Here is a 14,144-nt window from a genome sequence, read left to right on the forward strand (position 1 = left end):
AGCAGGCGATGCGGAGAAGGCTCCTCGCGGCCCCCGTAGTGCCGGCGCCCGAGGCCTGGCAGCCTCGCGGTTCCACCGGCCGGGAAGAGGCCTCGGCCGGGCCGGGTTCAGGAGACCGCGGACGTCAGGTACGTCAGGTAGACCCCTCCCTCGCAGTCGGGCATCTTCCGCAGCGTCCAGCGGCCCCGGACGGTCGGGGAGGAGAAGTTCGACTCGGCGTCGTCCTCCTCCACCTCACCGTCCTTCGGGGTGTATCCGGCCTTGGGGAGCCGCTTGTGCAGAAGGGCCAGGGTGGCGTCGAAGCCGCTCCGTGCGACCGTGGCGACGATCAGCCGGCCGCCGGTGCGGTGCTCCACCGAAGTCACGATCGCGCCCTCGGGCACCGGCAGATCCGCCGGGAAGTCCTTGGGAAGCGACAGTGAGGCGGCGGTGGGGCAGCCGCCGGGCGCCGAGGCGCCCGTGTACGGCCTCGCACGCAAGGGCCCGGTGTTCCGGGGCGCGGGCGAGCATCCGGTGACGGCCGCCAGACAGAGGACGGCGCCGACCAGCACGGCAGCCGGGGCGAACGGCTTCACCTAACGGCCTCCCTTGGACTTCTTGTGCTTGCCGGCGACCAGGGCGTCGTACGCGCCGTACAGCGTGTCGCCGTAGGACTGGCGGGCGATGGAGGCCAGTGCGTCGTAGTTCTGCGCGCCACCGGTGGCGCAGGTGCCCGTGCAGCCGTCGGCGTAGGCGGCGAGCACGCGGCCCTGGGCGTCGAGGGTGACGTCGATGAAGTCCAGGAGGTTCCGGTCCTGGCCGCAGGTGGTGCCGCCCGTGCAGATGGACCCCTTCTGTACCGGGTCGGTGGGCGTGGCGTCGACAGTGACCCAGGACTGGCCGCCGTCGTAGGTGGTGGCCACGTACAGGTGCCAGACGCCCTTGAAGTTGGCCGTGTCCTGGTAGTTGCCCCCGGTCGTGGTGCCCAGGAAGGCGAAGGCGGCGCGGTTGTCATCGCCTGCGGTCACGGCGGGGAAGGCGATGTTCTTGATGCCGAGGGATGCGCCGACGTTCTGGTCGTACAGCCACGTCTTGCCCTTGTCGTGGCTGACGGCGATCCGCGCGGTGCCGTCGCTGTTCTGGTAGCCCATGTACACGGTCCCGCCGGCGCCGATTCCCACGCTCGGGTCTGAGTCACCGGGGGTGCTGGACAGGTTCTTGCGGACGGTCCACGTCAGCCCGTTGTCCTCGGACACGGCCACGGCCTGGTTGCCGCCGCAGCCCTTGTTGGGCACGTACACCGTGCCGTCCGGGGCGACCTTCACATGCCCGTGCAGGCCGCCGCAGTCCAGCAGCGAGTACATCGGAACGGCGGGTCCGTACGTCAGACCGCCGTCCCGGCTGACCGCGCAGGAAGCGTCGGCGATGTCCTGGGAGCAGTAGTAGACGGCGTTCGGGTACGACGTGACGGAGCCCGGCTCGCCCGTGGTGAAGGGGCCGCCGCCGATGGTCTGGTGGTCCACACCGGAGTTGATGCCCGAGCCGCTGGTCGGCGTCCACGTCTCGCCGTCGTCGTCGGTGTAGCAGGTCAGGGCGGTTTTTCCAGCGAGCTGCGACTCGAAGGTGCGGTGGGTGGCCGGGTCGGTGAACAGGATCGGGTCGAGGCTGGTGACGCTGCCCTGGGGACAGCCGTTGCCCGCGTTGGCGCTCTTGTCCTGCCAGGTAGCGGCGCCGGCGGCGTCGTAAGTGACCTTGAACGTCGAGGTGTACGACTGGAACATCGCGGCACCGGTCGCGCGGTCGACGCCGATCGAGGGTTCGCCGGCGTTGTGCGCGTCCTTGAGGCTGTCGGGCGCCGAGGAGTTCGCGTACATCGGTGGGATCGCCGTACTCGGCGGCGGGTCGGCCGGATCGGCGACCAGGCTCGCGGTGCCGCTGAAGCTGTCGCCGAGCGGGGCGTACGGCACCACACGCACGGTGTACGACGCCGTCACCGCCGGAAGCAGCACGGTCTCCGGGTCGCTGGAAGAGGCGGAAGCGGCCACCTCACGGCCGTCTGCGCCGAGGACGTACAGGTCGAAGTCGGCGGCGGTCCGGCCACTTGACATCGACGCGCAGGCTGTGACCGGCGTCGTAGCCCACGGGCACCGACACGTTCAGGGTGTAGTCGTCGCAGAGTTGCGGATTCCCGCAGCTCACCGTCCCGGCAGTGCCGGAGACGTTCGGGACGGCGAAGGGACCGGCGCTCCACGTGGTCGTGGGCGCAGTGTCGCTGACCGATCCGGAGGGCGGGGTGGCGGCGTCGGCCGACACACTCGGGAGGGTTCCGGCGATGAGTGCCAGCAACCCGACGGCGAGACGCCCGCGCGACCGCGGGTGGCGGTGAAGACGGAGTGTCGAGAGGAGAGCCACAGGTACCTCGTGGGTTCGCGAGTCGGACCAAGGGCGATGGTGCGTAGAGCGGTACAGGTGGTGCCTTCGTCTGCTCTACGAGGAGGCGGGCCGCGTCCGTCGCGAGAAACCGAACTCTTTTCGAAGCGGGCCGAACAGTGCGCACGGGGTGCACCGGAAAGGACTGTGAGCACGGCCTGACATGGATCAAGCCGTCTTTCCTGTGGATGATGTACCGCTGCGGCTGGGCCACGAAGGCGGGTCAAGGAGACCGTTCTGGCCGTCGAGATCACCCGTGACGGCTTCGACTGGGCGCTACGGCACGCGTGCCTGTCGAGTTACGCCCGCGGGGTACACCCCGACCGTGCCACCTGGCAGCGTGAGCTGAAGCGGGCGCCCGCTCGTGTCCAGTGGGACCCCGAGCGGGACCTGAGCCTGCAACCCTTGCCCTCCCGTTCCCTGCAACTCGGCCTCTGCGGCGAGGCCGTACGACGCTACGCGGACGAGTGGACGGTCAACATCCGTGACGTGACCCCGCAGGCACACGAGATCCATGCCCTCGTCGGCGCCGGCGACCTGACCTCCGCAGCCCGACTGTTGCTCACGGAGCGCCCCTACCCCGCCGGGGACGAACCGCTGGCGAACCTGCGCCCATGACCTGGCGAGCTCACGCGCCAGCTGGCCGCTACTCATCAGGGAACGACGGCTTGATCCATGGCAAGCCGTGCCTTGAGAAGCGGCCTTGTCAGTGGGCTCTGCCAGGGTGTGGGCCGTGGACGAACTGGTGGAGCGTGTCGACGATCAAGATCGTGTGCTGGGGACGGTGGTCAGCCGCCGGCAGGCCATCCGGGAGGGTTGGCTGCACCGGGTCGCCGTGACGGTGTGTCGTGATGAGCGTGGGCGGATCCTCGTTCACCGGCGGTCGGAGCAGCTGTCGCGCTTCCCCGGTCTCTATGAGGTCGTGGTGGGTGGCGCCGTGGACGTCGGTGAGTCCTATGAACAGGCCGCCGCGCGGGAGCTGGCCGAAGAGCTGGGCATTCGTGTGCTGCCGCGCTTGCTGTTCACGTTCCTCAACCGCAGTGGTCTGAGTCCTCACTGGCTCGGCGTGCACCAGGCCGTGGTGCCGGAGGCCGTGGCCGCCGATCCTGACGAGGTCGCCTGGCATGGCTGGCTGACCAAGCCGGCGCTGCGGTCGGCCCTGCTGGAGTGGCGCTTCACCCCCGACAGCCACGAAGCCTTCGACCGGTATCTCGCGTTCCGGACCGCGCGGTCCTGACCTTGCCCGCTTCTCGGGCTGGGGTGCCTGCTTGCAGCCACAGCACGGAAGACGCCAACGGCGATGCGCATTCGGCGGAACCGGCCGCCGGCCGGCCGGCCGGAGCGAGGTCGTTGCCGGGAGGCCAGGTCGGTCGTCGGTTACGTCGCCGGGTGGCCGTTCTCCAGTTCCAGGGGGCCCGTGCCGCTCGTGAGGGCGTCCAGGGCGGCCAGGACGCGGCGGCCGAGTGCGCCGGGCAGATGGTCGGGGATGTCCTGGCGGGGGACCAGCCGCCAGGACAGCAGTTCCTCCTCCTGCAGCCGGATGGCCTTGAGGTCGGCGTCCGCGAGGACACCGCCGTCGTACAGATACGCCACCAGCGGCGGCCGGCCCGCGCCGTGCACCCAGTCCACGGCCAGCAGGCGTCCGAGTTCCCTGTCGAGCCCGATCTCCTCCAGCGTCTCCCGGCGGGCGCCCCGGCGCGGGGTCTCCCCGTCGTCGGACTCGACCGTGCCGCCCGGAAGCGCCCAGCCCTCGCGGTAGTTGGGCTCGACGAGCAGCACACGTCCCTCGGCGTCCCGGAACAGCGCGGCCGCACCGGCGAGGACACGGGGCAGACCGGCGATGTACGTGGCGAAGTCAGGAGTCGTGGTCATGGGGGAAGGGTAACCAGACGCCGGACGGTCACGCTCCGGCCGTCGCCAGGCGCAGGGTGCGTTCGGCCAGCGCACTGATCCGCACGCCGTCGAAGCCGAACACCGCGCTGCGGACGGTGTCCTCCAGCGGGTCCCGCCACTGCGCCGGGATCGCGGCCGCGCCGTTGAGTACCCCGGCCACCGAGCCGGCCGTCGCCCCGTTGGAGTCGGTGTCCAGGCCGCCGCGCACGGTCAGGGCGAGGGTCCGGGTGAAGTCGCCGTCGCCGTACAGCAGCCCGGCGGTGAGCACGGCGGCGTTCGGCACCGTGTGGATCCAGCCGAGGCCGGCGGTCTCCTCGGACAGCGTGGCCAGGGTCTCCTCCCAGGGCAGCCGTGTCTCGTGCAGAGTGGCCACCCGCCGCACGGTACGGGCCAGGCGACTGCTCGCCGGAATCAGGCCGAGCGCGCTCTCCAGCGCGTCCCGCACGGTGGGGGCGGTGAACGCCGCCGAGATCAGCGCGGCCGCGAACATCGCGCCGTAGACACCGTTGCCGGTGTGCGACAGGACCGCGTCCCGGCGGCCCAGGCCGGCGGCGCGGGCCGGATCGCCGGGGCAGGTCCAGCCGTAGACGTCCGCGCGGATCAGAGCCCCGATCCACTCCTGGTACGGGTTCTCGTACGTCGCCGTCAGCGGCGGCTTCAGCCCGTTCGCCAGGTTGCGGTAGGCCGCCCGTTCAGCCGTGAAGGTCTGCAGGTACGGCAGCCGGAGCAGCCACAGGTCGCCGACCTGCTCGGTGCTGAAGGCGAAGCCGTGGGTCTCCAGCAGGTGCAGCCCGAGGATCGCGTAGTCCACGTCGTCGTCCCGGCAGCTGCCGTGGATCCGGCCGCGCACGCACGCGCGCCACTCCGGGCGCAGTTCGGCGGTCTCGGCCGCGTCGGCGGGCTCCGGCAGGTAGTCGGTGAGTGGCAGCGCGCCGGCCCGCCGCAGATAGCGGTCGATACGGGCGCGGGTCCACACGTCGCCCTGCTCGACAGGTTTGCCGAGCATGTTGCCCGCGATCCGGCCGAGCCAGCCGCCGTGGATGCGGTCGGCGAGGGCGGCGTATTCCAGGCGCTGGCTGGTCATGGCGGGGGTCTACCCGTTTTCCCCGGGAGCTTCCCAGGCGTGCGGCGGCCGGTTCGCGGGATCGTCCCGGGCGTGCGGCGGCCGGTTCCCGGGGGCCTTCCAGGCGTGCGGCGGCCGTACCCGGAAGCTTGCCCGGCGCCCGGCGCCCGGCGTGCGGCGTGCGGCGGCCGGTTCGCGGGAGCTTCCCAGGCGTCCGGCGCCCGGCGTGCGGCGGCCGTTCCCGGGAGCTTCCCAGGCGTCCGGTGGCAGGCGTGCGGCGGCCGGTTCGCGGGAGCTTCCCAGCCTTCGGTCGGGGCATGACGGCGGGGGTGTCCTCCGGTTATGGTCGCAGCGGCGCGACTGGCCCTGACGTGCGCGGGGCCCGGAGAGCAAGGGGAATGCAAGGTGGCGGACGCTGCAGTGGACGAGACCCGTCGGGTGCTCATCGCCGCGGACAAGTTCAAGGGCTCGCTGACGGCCGTGCAGGTCGCCGAGCGGGTGACGGCCGGGCTGCGCCGGATCGTGCCGGACCTTCCCGTCGAGGCGCTGCCCGTGGCCGACGGCGGCGACGGGACCGTGGACGCGGCGGTCGCGGCCGGTTTCGAGCGGCGGGAGGTCCGGGTCGCCGGGCCGCTCGGCCAGGAGGTGACGGCCGCGTTCGCGCTGCGCGGCGACACCGCGGTCGTGGAGATGGCCGAGGCGAGCGGCCTCCAGCGCCTCCCGGCCGGCGTCTTCGCGCCTCTGACGGCCTCGACGTACGGCTCCGGGGAGCTGCTGCGGGCCGCGCTCGACGCGGGCGCGCGGACGATCGTGTTCGGCGTCGGCGGCAGCGCCACGACGGACGGCGGCGCCGGGATGCTGTCGGCGCTGGGCGCGCGGTTCCTGGACGACGAGGGCGAGCCGGTGGCTCCCGGCGGCGGCGGGCTGGCCGGGCTGGCCCGCGCGGACCTGACCGGTCTGGATCCCCGGCTGTCCTCGGTCGAGCTGGTGCTCGCCAGCGACGTCGACAATCCGCTGACCGGGCCGAAGGGCGCGCCGGCGGTGTACGGCCCGCAGAAGGGCGCCTCGCCGGACGACGTGGCGACCCTGGACTCGGCGCTCGCCCACTTCGCCAAGGTGCTGGAGGCCGAGGCCGGTCCACGGGCGGCGCGGTACGCGGCGTCCCCGGGCGCGGGGGCGGCGGGCGGCATCGGCTACGGCGCCCTGCTGCTGGGCGCCCGCTTCCGGCCCGGCATCGAGGTCATGCTGGACGTACTGGGCTTCGCCCCCGCCCTGGAGCGGGCCTCGCTGGTCATCACCGGGGAGGGCTCGCTGGACGAGCAGACGCTGCACGGGAAGGCGCCGGCGGGAGTCGCCGCGGCGGCGCGTGCCGCGGGCAAGGACGTGGTGGCCGTGTGCGGGCGGCTCGCGCTGCCGGAGGAGGCGTTGCGCCGGGCCGGGATCGGCCGGGCGTATCCGCTGACGTCCGTCGAGCCCGACGTGGCCAGGTGCATCGCCGAGGCCGGGCCGATCCTCGAGCGGGTCGCCGCAGGTATCGCCGAGGACCACCTGAGCTGACGTACCCGGGGGCTCGGCCGCCCGGGACGGTCGCCGGAGCCGGCCCGGGGTCTGTCCGACCATTCTCGTCGTCTGCCGGAGGGCGGCGCGGGCGTCGGGTGCGTGCTCTCGGCGTGCCGGCCCCCGGGCCCCGTGCCGGACGTACCCGGGGCTCGGCCGTCCGGGGCGGTGCCGGGGCCGGTCCGGGGTCTGTCCGACCATTCGTGTCGTCTGCCGGAGGGCGGCGCGGCGTCGGGTGCGTGCTCTCGGCGTGCCGGCCGCGGGCCCTCGTACCGGACGTACCCGGGTCCGCGGCCACGGCGGCGAGAGTGCGTGCACGGCCGCGCGCGGGAGACGGGAATGGTCGGAGAGGCCCTCAGGCCACGTCCTTGCCGAGGACACGCGTCATCTCCGCGCCCACCTCGCGGGTGAGGCCGCCGTCGCAGGGGATGCCCAGGGCCAGGGCGAGATCCTTGCCGTGCAGATCGGTGAGGGCTTCGGTGAGGTCGGCGAAGCCGGACGCGGCCTCGCGCCCTCGGCCGGCCGCGGTCACGGCCGCCAGCAGGCCGATGACCGCGGCGGGCCACCAGCAGAGGCCGAGCAGGAGGTAGGCGATGGCCCAGGCGTGCAGGCGCGTGGCCGAGGTGAAGGCGGTGCGCGCGGCGGTGAGTTCGGTGCGGGTGCCGTCGGGGGCGAGGAGCCAGAGGTGGGGCCAGGCGACGGTGAGGTCGAGGCGGTAGGCGCGCCAGACCCGGCGTTCGGGGTCGGTGATCCGGTCGCCGGCCCAGAACGGGTGACGGGGTGCGGCGAGGGCGATGCGGGCCCGGACGGCGTGGTGCCGCTCGGCGGACTCGGTGAGCGGGCCGGCGTCGCCGCTGCCGGCGATCGTGGCGCGTCCGGCGGCCACCAGCGCGGCGCGGTAGGCCCGGTCGGCGTCCTGCCAGCGCCGCAGGCGACGGGCCGTCAGCCGGCGGGTGACGGGTCCGCGCGCTTCGGTGAGCCAGGCCTTCTCGCACCACGTTCCCACCGCCTGGACGGCGGCCCCGACGGCCGCCGCACCGGCCAGGACGGCGAGCGCGGCCACGGCGAGGGAGCCCGGGCTGTGGGCGCCGGGGGCGGTGGCCAGGGCACCGAGACGGTCGCGCAGGCGCCCGGTGTCGCTCCAGTGGCGTTGACCGAGGGTGACGGCGCAGACGAGCGTCGCCAGGTAGATCAGACCGGGGACCGCCAGGAGCGCCATCCAGCGTTCGGCGAGCCTGCCGCCGAGCGTGTTGAGGAAGGCGGTCATGGCCGCAGCGTGATCTCGCGCAGCGGCCGGTCGAAGACGAGGCAGCGCGGCCCCCGGCCGGGGTCGGCGGCGGGTGCCTCGACCCGTGCGCAGTGGCCGAGGGGGCAGGCGAGCACATACAACGGCGGGTGGCCGTGGCCGGCGCCCGGGAGGCGTTGGTACGAGCCCGGGGTGGTGCGGTAGGAGCCGAGGCCGGCGCTGTGCCCGGCGGCGAGGAGCAGTTCCTCCAGCTCGTCGAAGGCGTCCTCCAGCGCCCCGGGCGGACGGCCGTCGCGCACCTCGGCGAGGATGTGGTCGACAAGCCGCCGCACCGCCTCGCCGGCGGTCAGCTCGGCCGGTGTCGCCATCAGCCTGCGGCACAGTTCCCCGAGTCGCTCGTGGCCCGGTCCGGGTCGCGTCACCGCTTTCTCCCTCCCCTGTGCATATCAGCATAACGACCATGCTTCCGTGGGCAGTTGGATACCGTGGAGGGTCATCACGGCATACGGGGGCCGGTCATGTCGTACGGGGACGGAGCCACTCCGCCGGATCCGACGGAGGCGGCCGACGCGTGGATGCGACGGTTCCGCCGCACGGGCGACCGCGGGGACCTGGACCAGGCGGTCGAGTGGTTCCGGGCCGCCTTGCGGGAGGCGCTGGACGAGCGCGGCAGCCGCGAGTGCTCGGCGAACCTGCGTGTGGGCCTGTGGTTCCGGTGGGACGCGTACCACGACGACCGCGACCGGGACGAGCTGATCACGCTGGCCGGCGAGGCGGCGACCGAGGAGGCGGCGGAGCAGGATCTGCTCTTCCTCGGGGTGGCGCTGCGCAGCCGTTTCGACGACGAGCGGCGTGCGGAGGACCGGGACCGGGCGATCGACGCGCTGCGGCGGGCGGCGGCCGTCCCGGTGGAACGGAGCCACAACCGGCTGATGGCGCTGGACTACCTCGGCCGGCTGCTCACGGACCGGTTCGAGGAGACGGGCGATCCGGGTGACCTCGCGGAGGCGGAACGCGTCTATCGCCGTGCGCTGAGCCACACGGCCCCCGGCCACGAGGCGCGCGCGGCGATCCTGCACGCTCTCGCGGCCGTCAGGGAGCACTCCTTCGGCCTGACGCAGGATCCGAGGGCGCTGCGTGAGGGGCTGGAGTTACGGCGCGCGGCGCTGGCGGAGAGTCCGCCCGGGGTGGCGCACCGCGCCATCGTGCTGGACGGCCTCGGAACGGCGCTGCGGACCTGGGTGGGCGTCTCGCCCGACGAGACGGCCGTCGACGAGATGCTCCGCGTCACCCGGACGGCCCTGACGGAGGCCCCGGGGCGACCGGACGCCCCGGAACGGCTGCAGGCGCTGACGGGGCTGGGAGTGGCGCTGCGGCTGGCCGGCGAGCACGGCGGCGGTACGGCGATGCTGCGTGAGTCGGTGGACCTGCTGCGCGCGGCGGTCCGGCACACGCCCCCGGCCGGCCCGCTCCGGGCGCTGAGGTTGAACAGCCTGGGAAACGCCCTGCACCGGCTCGGCGAGCAGACCGGGGACGCGGCCCTGCTGGACGAGACCGTCGAGGTGCTGCGGGAAGCAGTGGCCCGCAGCGGGCCCGGGCAGGCCGACGGCCCGGTGGCGAACCTCGCGCTCGCGCTGCGCGAGCGCTACCACCAGACCGGCGACCTGGCCGCCCTGCGCGAGGCCGCCGACCTGGCCCGGCGAGCCGTGGAATCCGGCGGCGCGGCGCCGGATTCCACGGCTCATCTGGCCAACCTGGGAGTGGTACTCCAGACCTGGTACGACCGGACCGGGGACGCCTCGGCGGCGGCCGAGGCCGTCGACGTCGCCCGCGACGTACTGGCGCGCACCCCGCAGGACGGCCCGCAGTGGACCGGCCGGGCGAACCACCTCGCCAACGCACTGTCCAAGCGGCACGCGGCCATCGGTGACCCCGCTGACCGGGAGGAGGCGATCTCGCTGTTGACGCGGGCCGCCGACGCCACGGCGTACGGGGACCCGAAACTGCCCGTACTGCTGCACAACCTCGGCAAGGCGCTGCTCGACAGGGCGACGGCCATGGAGGATCCGGCCGGGCTGGATCAGGCGGTGACCACGCTCGGCCGGGCGGTGTGGGCCCGTTCCGGCGGGGAGGCCGAGCAGGCGAACCTTCTGCTGACGTACGCGAGCGCCCTGCGCACGCTGCACGAGGCCGCCGGGGATCCGGGCGTGCTGCTGGCGGCCGAGGACGCCTACCGGCAGGTGGCCGCGATCGGTGCCCTCCCGGCCGACCGCCGGATCGCGGCGGCCCGCGACTGGGGCGCGGCCGCGGCCGACGCGGGCCGCTGGGACGAGGCGCTGCGGGGATACCGGACCGCGGTGGAGCTGCTGCCGTTCAGCGTCACGCGGCGGCTGGCGCGCGGCGACCAGGAGCACCGGCTCACCCGGGTCCACGGGCTGGCCGCCGAGGCCGCGGCCTGTGCCGTCAACGCCGGGGAGCCGGAACTGGCCGTTCAGCTGCTGGAGCACGGCCGCGGGGTGCTGCTGTGGCAGGCCGTCTCCGCGCGCGGCGAGTGGGAACGGCTGCGCGCAGCGCACCCGGAACCGGCCGAACTCTTCCTTCGCCTGCGGGACCGCATCGACGCACTGGACGCGAAGGAGGCAGGGGAGGGGGAGGCGGGTGCGGCGCTGGAGGGGAAGCTGCCGGCCGACGAGCGACACCGGCTGGCCGCCGAGTGGGAACGGCTCGTCACCCGGATCCGCGCCCTGCCCGGCTTCGCCGACTTCCTCGCCGCACCGACGCTCGGCAGCCTGCTGGCCTGCGCCGGTCGCGGGCCGGTGGTGCTCGCGTACTGCAGCGTGTACCGCAGCGACGCGCTGGTCCTGCGGCCGGACGGGGTAGGGGTGGTGCCGCTGCCCGAGGTCACACCGGCGACGCTGGAACACCAGGTGGCCCGGTTGGACGACGCGCTGGCGGCGGCCACCGACCCGGTGAGGGAACGGCAGGCCCAGCACACCCTCGGCGAGGTGCTGGGCTGGGCGTGGGACCACATCGCCGAACGTGTGCTCGCCCGGCTCGGCCTGCTCGACGCGCCGTCCGGGGACGACTGGCCCCGGCTGTGGTGGTCGCCGGGCGGCGCGCTCGCCGCGCTGCCGCTGCACGCGGCCGGCCACCACGACGGACAGCGCACCGTCCTGGACCGGGTGATCTCCTCCTACACGCCGACCGTGCGCACGCTGGCGTACGCCCGGGCCCGGGCGGCGGGGCCCGCGCCGCCGGGCCGGCTGCTGGCGGTGGCGCAGCCCGACACACCCGGCGCCCGGCCGCTCGGCGGCGCCCGGCGGGAGGTCGCGGAACTGGCGAAGCTGCTCCCGTTCGAGCTGATCACCGGCTCCGACGCGACGCTCGCGCGGGTGGTGCGGGCGCTGCCCGAGCACCCCTACGCACACTTCGCCTGCCACGGGGTGAGCGATCCGGACGACCCGTCGAACGCCCGCCTGCTCGTCCACGACCACCAGCGGGAGCCGTTGACGGTCCGCCGGATCTCCCGGCTGGACCTGCCGCGGGCCAGGCTCGCGGTCCTGTCGGCCTGTGAGACCGCCCGGGGCGCCGAACGGCTCGCGGACGAGTCCATCCACATCACCTCGGCGTTCCAGGTCGCCGGATACCCCCACGCGATCGGCACCCTCTGGCCGGTACACGACGCGGTGGCGGTGCGCGTGACCAGGAGTCTGTACGGCCACCTGCGCGACGGCGGCCACGCCGACCCCGCGGGCCTCGACACCGCGCGGAGCGCCATCGCGCTGCACCACGCCGTACGGGAGTGCCGCGCCGCCTTCCCGCGCACCCCCAGCCTGTGGGCCGCCCATGTGCACTCCGGGCCCTGACGACATACCGGCATCCGACGGAAAACGAACGGGAAAGGAGCTGATCCGACATGGCTCGCTGGTGGCGCGGCGGTTCGAGGGCGCCCGACGATCCACCCGACCCCGACCCCGACCCCGACCCCGGAAGCGGGGCGGAGCCGGAGTTTCCGCCGGCGGCCGAGTGGGTCGCCACGCTGACGGGCCCGGACGGGACCGAGGAGGAGATCGCCCGGGTTCCCATCCCCGCCGATCAGCACTTCGGCATGAAGGCCAACGCCGTACTGCGGCGTCTCGGGCCGGAGCACCCCGAGACGCTGGCCGCCTTCCGCGACTACGCCCGGGTGCTCGCGCAGGTGAAGGGGCGCCGTGAGGAGGCCCGTGAACGGCTGACGAATCTGATGCTGGTGCAGTCGCGGGTGCTCGGTTACGTGCACGAGGACACCCTCACGACCGCCGCCGACCTGGCCGAGCTGCTCCAGGCGACGGGAGAGCCCGCCAAGGCGGAGGAGGTGTGGCGAAGCGTGTGGGACAGCCGAGCCGGGCTGCTCGGCCGTGACCATCCGGACACGCTCGTCAGCGCTGTCCGCCTCGCCGAGGTGCTGGAGACGCTGCAGCGCGTGCCGGAGGCCACCGCGCTGCGCCGGGACGTCCTGGAACGCCGCAGGCGCGCGCTCGGACCGGACCACTCCGAGACGCTGGACGCCGCCAACGGCCACGCGATCTCCCTCATCAAGGCGGGCCGCTGGGAGGAGGCGGAACGGGAACTGCGGGAGCTTACCGGCCGGCTGGAGCGGCGCGGCGAACGCGACGACCACGCCCTGCTCGAGGCACGGGCCAACCTCGGTGCGGCGCTGTGCCGGCTCGGCCGCCTGAAGGAGGCGCAAAGGGTGCTGCGCACGGTCCTGGCCGAATACGAGCGTGCCAACGGCCGGGATCACGCGGGCACCCTCTCGGTCCGCAACAACCTCGCCGCCGTGCTGCACGCCAGAGGCCGCTACGCGGACGCCGCGGTCGTGCTGCGCGAGGTCGAGGCCGGCACCGTCCGGCTGCACGGCGATGCCCACCCCCGCACCCTCAAGGCCCGGGACAACCTGGCGAACGTGCTGATCGACGCCGGGCAACGGCAGGAGGCGGCTCAGCTGCTGCGGGGCTGTCTCGACGGCTACCGCCGGGTGTTCGGCCCCGGCCACCCCCTGGTCCGCTCGGCCACCGAGCGCCTCGACTGGCTGCGCGACAACCCGGCTTAGCGGCGCACGGACGAAGGGCCCCGGACCAACCCGGTCCAGGGCCCTCTCGCTGCCGGCCTGCGGCTACGGCACCTGCGCGCGTGCCTCGCGACGGTTGTCGCGGAAGTTGTTCACCCGGCGGGCCGTGGCGAACAGCGGGATCACCGCGCCCATGACCAGCTGCAGGGCGCAGCCCGTCTGGAGCAGCAGCTGCCCGCTGGGGGCGTCGAAGGCCCATGCCGCGAGCAGGCCCATGGACAGCACGATCCAGGAGAGCATCGCGCCGGCGAGGCGGCCCCGCGGCTTCGGGTACTCCACCCGGCTGACCATCAGCCACGCCGTGCCGAGGATCGCCAGCAGCGTCGCCACGAAGGGCAGCTCCAGCAGCACGATCGAGACGACCGTCAGCGCGCCGAACGGCGAGGGCATGCCCTGGAACGTGCCGTCCTTCACGGTCACGCAGGAGAAGCGCGCCAGCCGCAGGACGACGGCCAGGAGCACCACGATCGCCCCGAGCGCCGCCACTCTCTGGTGCGCGTCGTCCGCGACCATGCCGTAGACGAGGACGAAGTACGCCGGTGCCAGCCCGAAGCTGATCAGGTCGGACAGGTTGTCCAGCTCCGCGCCCATGGGGGAGGAGCGCAGCTTGCGGGCCACCAGGCCGTCGAACAGGTCGAAGACCGCCGCGCAGAGCATCAGGATGACCGCCGTGGCCGCGCTGTGGCGGGCCATGCCGGATTCCTGGCTGCCGGTGAGGTGCGGGATCAGGATGCCGGTGGTGGTGAAGTACACCGCCATGAAGCCGCACGTGGCGTTACCCAGGGTGAGGGTGTCCGCTATCGAGAGGCGGAGAGAAAGAGGCATCTCCTCTTCGTCGTCCGCCTCGTCGGCCTCAGGCACCCAGC

Annotated in this window: 11 protein-coding genes and 1 pseudogene; 5 read left to right on the forward strand and 7 right to left on the reverse strand. The window is 73.7% G+C overall.

The window, feature by feature from the left end; all coding sequences use genetic code 11:
- Window positions 1–107 precede the first annotated feature (107 nt).
- Together ABVB68_RS16470 and ABVB68_RS16475 are read right to left on the reverse strand one after the other, a co-directional pair.
- Window positions 108–575: a hypothetical protein gene (locus ABVB68_RS16470; protein WP_353601766.1), complete on the reverse strand. Its 468-nt coding sequence runs from the start codon at window positions 573–575 to the stop codon at window positions 108–110.
- Entirely contained in the window at window positions 576–2,087 is a 1,512-nt protein-coding gene (locus tag ABVB68_RS16475) for a sialidase family protein (RefSeq protein WP_353601767.1), read from the reverse strand.
- 441 nt (window positions 2,088–2,528) lie between these two features.
- Here ABVB68_RS16475 and ABVB68_RS16480 point away from each other — a divergent pair.
- Window positions 2,529–3,027, forward strand: a pseudogene (locus ABVB68_RS16480) (DUF4291 domain-containing protein).
- 106 nt (window positions 3,028–3,133) lie between these two features.
- Complete coding sequence (locus tag ABVB68_RS16485) at window positions 3,134–3,646, forward strand: NUDIX domain-containing protein (RefSeq protein WP_353601841.1); 513 nt, start codon at window positions 3,134–3,136, stop codon at window positions 3,644–3,646.
- Window positions 3,647–3,786: 140 nt separating this feature from the next.
- Here the strand turns inward: ABVB68_RS16485 and ABVB68_RS16490 are convergent, their stop codons facing one another.
- Window positions 3,787–4,281: an NUDIX domain-containing protein gene (locus tag ABVB68_RS16490; protein ID WP_353601768.1), complete on the reverse strand. Its 495-nt coding sequence runs from the start codon at window positions 4,279–4,281 to the stop codon at window positions 3,787–3,789.
- Between the two features lie 28 nt (window positions 4,282–4,309).
- Window positions 4,310–5,386, reverse strand: coding sequence for an ADP-ribosylglycohydrolase family protein (locus ABVB68_RS16495; protein ID WP_353601769.1), 1,077 nt, complete (start codon window positions 5,384–5,386; stop codon window positions 4,310–4,312).
- 399 nt (window positions 5,387–5,785) lie between these two features.
- On the opposite strand from ABVB68_RS16495, the gene ABVB68_RS16500 reads away from it, so the two are divergent.
- On the forward strand, window positions 5,786–6,922 hold the full coding sequence (locus ABVB68_RS16500) for a glycerate kinase (RefSeq protein ID WP_353601770.1): 1,137 nt from the start codon (window positions 5,786–5,788) through the stop codon (window positions 6,920–6,922).
- Window positions 6,923–7,277: 355 nt separating this feature from the next.
- Here ABVB68_RS16500 and ABVB68_RS16505 read toward each other — a convergent pair whose 3' ends face one another.
- Both ABVB68_RS16505 and ABVB68_RS16510 read right to left on the reverse strand, forming a co-directional pair.
- A complete protein-coding gene (locus ABVB68_RS16505) occupies window positions 7,278–8,189 on the reverse strand; it encodes a hypothetical protein (protein ID WP_353601771.1) in 912 nt (303 codons plus the stop codon).
- Complete coding sequence (locus tag ABVB68_RS16510) at window positions 8,186–8,590, reverse strand: hypothetical protein (protein WP_353601772.1); 405 nt, start codon at window positions 8,588–8,590, stop codon at window positions 8,186–8,188. Before ABVB68_RS16510 ends, ABVB68_RS16505 begins: the two co-directional genes overlap by 4 nt.
- A 96-nt stretch (window positions 8,591–8,686) precedes the next feature.
- On the opposite strand from ABVB68_RS16510, the gene ABVB68_RS16515 reads away from it, so the two are divergent.
- Together ABVB68_RS16515 and ABVB68_RS16520 are read left to right on the forward strand one after the other, a co-directional pair.
- Complete coding sequence (locus ABVB68_RS16515; protein ID WP_353601773.1) at window positions 8,687–12,034, forward strand: CHAT domain-containing tetratricopeptide repeat protein; 3,348 nt, start codon at window positions 8,687–8,689, stop codon at window positions 12,032–12,034.
- 50 nt (window positions 12,035–12,084) lie between these two features.
- Window positions 12,085–13,260 (forward strand): tetratricopeptide repeat protein, encoded by a 1,176-nt coding sequence (locus tag ABVB68_RS16520; protein WP_353601774.1) that lies wholly within the window; start codon window positions 12,085–12,087, stop codon window positions 13,258–13,260.
- Between the two features lie 63 nt (window positions 13,261–13,323).
- Here ABVB68_RS16520 and pssA read toward each other — a convergent pair whose 3' ends face one another.
- Complete coding sequence (gene pssA / locus ABVB68_RS16525) at window positions 13,324–14,139, reverse strand: CDP-diacylglycerol--serine O-phosphatidyltransferase (RefSeq protein WP_353601842.1); 816 nt, start codon at window positions 14,137–14,139, stop codon at window positions 13,324–13,326.
- Between the last annotated feature and the right edge of the window lie 5 nt (window positions 14,140–14,144).

This window comes from Streptomyces sp. NPDC096012, assembly GCF_040426375.1.
Lineage (GTDB): Bacteria > Actinomycetota > Actinomycetes > Streptomycetales > Streptomycetaceae > Streptomyces.

Excerpts from the sequence above, each read along its gene's own strand:
- ABVB68_RS16475 (WP_353601767.1), bottom strand. The coding sequence starts at position 2,087 with ATGTCAAGTGGCCGGACCGCCGCCGACTTCGACCTGTACGTCCTCGGC.
- ABVB68_RS16490 (WP_353601768.1), bottom strand. The coding sequence starts at position 4,281 with ATGACCACGACTCCTGACTTCGCCACGTACATCGCCGGTCTGCCCCGT.
- ABVB68_RS16495 (WP_353601769.1), bottom strand. The coding sequence starts at position 5,386 with ATGACCAGCCAGCGCCTGGAATACGCCGCCCTCGCCGACCGCATCCAC.
- ABVB68_RS16505 (WP_353601771.1), bottom strand. The coding sequence starts at position 8,189 with ATGACCGCCTTCCTCAACACGCTCGGCGGCAGGCTCGCCGAACGCTGG.
- ABVB68_RS16515 (WP_353601773.1), top strand. The coding sequence starts at position 8,687 with ATGTCGTACGGGGACGGAGCCACTCCGCCGGATCCGACGGAGGCGGCC.
- ABVB68_RS16520 (WP_353601774.1), top strand. The coding sequence starts at position 12,085 with ATGGCTCGCTGGTGGCGCGGCGGTTCGAGGGCGCCCGACGATCCACCC.